Genomic DNA, 3,676 nt, shown 5'->3' with positions numbered 1-3,676 from the left:
TTCATCCTGCGATGACTGGGTTTTTTAAGCGGTTGCTTACCCGGCCCGCTATTCTTAATATCATACATCAGATAAAGTCGCCCTAAAAGGGCGAGGCTTTAAACCCAATTTTTCGGTAAAAAATCTTGTGACCTTCGAGCGCGATAATTCCCAAACCACCTCGCGAGTCATTGCCGCTAACTCGCGCTTTGCCAATACCTATTATGCCATTCTCGGGCTACATCCGAGTGCCTCGGTGATCGAAGTGCGACGAGCCTATCGGGAACTCAGTAAACGATACCACCCCGATACTACCGAACTCAGCCCCGAAGTGGCAACGGTTAAATTCCAGCGTCTTAACGAAGCTTATGCCACCCTGAGTAATCCCGATCGCCGTTCCCTGTATGATTTACAGATAGGTTACTCGCGCTGGAATGTCATCCAAACTATCCCCGATAGCGATGAACCCATAGCTAATCGTAGCGCCTATCTCGATCCTACCGATCGTCCCCTATCTTCGGGAGAAATTTTTGCTTTGTTTATCTTGGCACTCACCCTGCTGGGCTGCTTGTTACTAGCGGTGATTATTGCTATGCTTCGAGGAGAGAATGCCGTCACTGTAGCCCAATTATTTTTGATTTAGATGCGATGAAGATTCCCACTGCCGATACTCCCCTCTATAATCATCCCTTACCGGCGATCGAAGCATGGCTAGTTAAATTAGGTTGTCGGAAAAATACCGAGAATGTCCACTGTTGGACTGTGGAAAAACCGACATGGAAAGCGGAAATCTGCCTCGATATCGAAGAAATCACCGTTCGTTACTTTCGGGCAGCCAATGACGGCAGTGACATCAATCGCGCTTTTAAATACTCCCTTAGTCGTCAAGATATCGAATCGGCGGTTTTTTCCGGTCCCTAATCATCGGTTAAACTTTTAACTATCTAAGATTACTCGTTAAGACAGCAGCGGAGTTGGTAGCAGGGAGAGCTAGTCCGAGCATTTGTACTAAATTTTCCGAGGCACGCTGTCAATCCAGTACACTTGTTCAGATTGAAATCAAAGCTCCCCCACAACTGGAACCGCTGCCGGCAGTGCAACCGTAGCAATAGGAAGCGGTTTGTACCTCTGCAATTAGCTCTAAAGTACCCGCTTGTAATAAATCTGGCAGGGTTAATTTTTGGCCTTGACCGGTGCAAGCGACCAGATCTTCCATCTGATTAAAATCGCAGTCATAGATATTACCCAAATAATCAATGGAAAGCTGATTACGACACATCAAATGCTCGACAGTATCGCCATTAAAATGGTCTTCGAGGAATTGAATATAGGGTTGATAGAGTTGCCGGTGTTCCAGATGGAAGCGTGTCCTTCCGACGGGTAGGTTAGTGATAGTAAATAGATTGTTAAAAGAAATATTAAAATGTTCTTGCAAGAACTTTTTGTAATCCCGTGTCAGGGATACCTGATCCGGTGTGAGAGAAAAATTATCTGACTTAGGAATCTGGGGATTATAGACTAAATCCACAATCAAATTCGGCTCTTGAGCGTAGCCGAGACGGTTTAACCATTGTAAAGCGGCGATTGATCGGTCATAGACTCCCAGACCGCGCATTTTATCCACATTATCGGCAAGATAACAGGGTAAAGAAGCCACCACCCGCAACTGATGGCCAGCGCAATATTCAGGAATATCAGTAAATCCTTTCTCGAAATAAATAGTTAAATTCGAGCGCACAATTACCTGTTTCCCAGCTTTTCTAGAGATTTCCACAATCGGCTTAAAACCGTAGAGCATTTCTGGGGCGCCACCGGTCAGATCGACGGTTTTAATTTGGGGAAATCTTTCGATCAGTTCGATAATTTGTTCGCACACTTCTGGAGTCATTTCTTCGGAACGACCTGGACTAGCTTCCACATGACAATGGCTACAGGCAAGGTTACATCTTTTCCCCAAATTAATTTGCAGAACCGAGATTTTTTGCTTAGTTAAAGGAGTTTTTAATTTCTCAACAAAAGGAGTCATGGGAGAGTAATCAGTAAACAGTAAACAGTAAACAGTAATTAGTAAACAGTAAACAGTAAACAGTAAACAGTAAACAGTGACCAATAACTAATCAATGATAACTGGTAACTGATAACTGATAACTGATAACTGATAACTGATAACTGATAACTGAGGGATCGAACTTGTCTCGACGCTGCTTTTTTAACAGCAACCGCCCCCGTTATAGTGCCAAGTGGACTCGGTGATGAGGATATCTTGGGGAGAGGAGCGAGCTAAGTTGCCCGCAGTTTTATCACAGACGGCCACCGGCAATCCTTTGGCTAAAATATGCCCAGCACCATCATCGAAAATTGCCTCCGTACCAGTATAAATAGCAGTTTTGCCCGTAAAAATACAGGCCCCATCTTCGGGAATAGCTAGTTTAAAAGCAACGGAATCCAAACTTTCTAATAGGAGCGGCTCGGCTAAATTATAACTCTGACAGTCCAGTAAACGATAGGGACGACGGTCCCGAATTTCTACCTGACCAAAACCAGCATCGATCAACTGTTTAATATAATCATCGTAGGTCAAAGCCCCCGATAGACACATAGCTCGTAAACGCTGATCTTCTTGCAAATGTTCGGGGATTGGACGAGTGGCGATCGGATCGCTCATCAGTAAACGTCCTCCCGGTTTTAAGACGCGAAAAGCTTCCCGTAAAGCTAACTGTAAATCGGCTGGTTTAAAGATATTAAAAAGACAATTCTGCGCCACTACATCGACGGAGGCATCCTCCACCGGCAATTCAAAAGCGGAACCATCTCTAATTTCCACAAAATCGAGACTAAACCAGGGATTTTCCAGCAGCGCTTCGCTGAGATTTCTTTGGGCTGCCCAACGCATTTCTGGCACTGGATCCACCGCAATGACTCCCCCTGGACGACGGGAAAAATAGGCGAATTGCAGTGCTTCTAAACCACCACCCACACCCACATACAAAACCCTGGGAGAATTGCCTAATTCATTGGCCTGCACCGTCGTGCCACAACCATAGTTCATCTCTTGCATAATGGCAGGGATTTTTAACCCCGGTAGTTGCAAAGGACTGCTGTGGACACAACATAGCCCCACTTCGGGAGTTTGGGCTACTTCGCTGTAAAATTTGGCAGTAGCTTCCAGATAAGTCATTTTCATCCTTTAAACTCCTTTTCTCTGATCAATTCAAGGACCGACTTCGCATCCTCGCCCAACGCTATCGTAGCATTCGTACTGACCTATAAACGCTTAAAATGCGTCTTAGTTTATCTTGATGCTCCGAGAACTCGAATATAGTCATTTCAATTAAGATTGAGAATATCAATGCCAGAGTTCATAAGGGTTTAACTGGTCTAGAGTGTATCAGACTTATCTGAAATGACTATAAATCTTCTTTAGCTAAAATTTCTCTTTCTCTTGCTTTAGCTCTATATTGACACAAAATCTCTAACAATGACTCCTGTTCGGTAATGATTTGGTAGTAGTGGCGTAGCCCTCTTGCTTACCTGGTATCAATTGTGTAAAATATTTATGAATAAAAATAATTGGAACTCGATCAGTCTTTAAACCTCTAGCTTGATCATGACTTTTCTGATAAATATCTTTTTCTGGCTCCTGTCTGGCTTACTCAAATATCAGTCTAGCACCGAACAAAGTACCCCCTTCACCTCT

4 protein-coding genes and 1 pseudogene are annotated in these 3,676 nt (G+C 44.0%); 3 read left to right on the top strand and 2 right to left on the bottom strand.

Going from position 1 to position 3,676, the window contains the following annotated elements:
• Positions 1–127 precede the first annotated feature (127 nt).
• Positions 128–622 carry a J domain-containing protein gene (locus tag EWV68_RS19585; RefSeq protein ID WP_002763788.1) on the top strand — a complete coding sequence of 165 codons (495 nt, stop codon included), beginning with the start codon at positions 128–130 and terminating at the stop codon, positions 620–622.
• 5 nt (positions 623–627) lie between these two features.
• A complete protein-coding gene (locus tag EWV68_RS19580; protein WP_002770501.1) occupies positions 628–900 on the top strand; it encodes a DUF3143 domain-containing protein in 273 nt (90 codons plus the stop codon).
• A 127-nt stretch (positions 901–1,027) separates the two neighbouring features.
• Here EWV68_RS19580 and arsS read toward each other — a convergent pair whose 3' ends face one another.
• Both arsS and arsM read right to left on the bottom strand, forming a co-directional pair.
• On the bottom strand, positions 1,028–2,005 hold the full coding sequence (gene arsS, locus EWV68_RS19575) for an arsenosugar biosynthesis radical SAM (seleno)protein ArsS (protein WP_061430347.1): 978 nt from the start codon (positions 2,003–2,005) through the stop codon (positions 1,028–1,030).
• A 183-nt stretch (positions 2,006–2,188) separates the two neighbouring features.
• The gene (gene arsM, locus EWV68_RS19570; RefSeq protein ID WP_192845952.1) at positions 2,189–3,163 is read right to left on the bottom strand and encodes an arsenosugar biosynthesis arsenite methyltransferase ArsM; all 975 of its coding nucleotides are present in this window, start codon (positions 3,161–3,163) and stop codon (positions 2,189–2,191) included.
• Between arsM and EWV68_RS22170 the strand changes: the two are divergent.
• Positions 3,163–3,246, top strand: a pseudogene (locus tag EWV68_RS22170) (type II toxin-antitoxin system RelE/ParE family toxin); the annotation flags it as partial. The gene arsM and the pseudogene EWV68_RS22170 overlap by 1 nt on opposite strands.
• Positions 3,247–3,676: the final 430 nt, after the last annotated feature.

This window comes from Microcystis sp. M_QC_C_20170808_M9Col (assembly GCF_007095495.1).
GTDB classification, from domain to species: Bacteria; Cyanobacteriota; Cyanobacteriia; order Cyanobacteriales; family Microcystaceae; genus Microcystis; species Microcystis aeruginosa.
The sequence above is the reverse complement of the archived record's forward strand: the minus strand, read 5'-3'. Positions and strand labels throughout refer to the sequence as shown.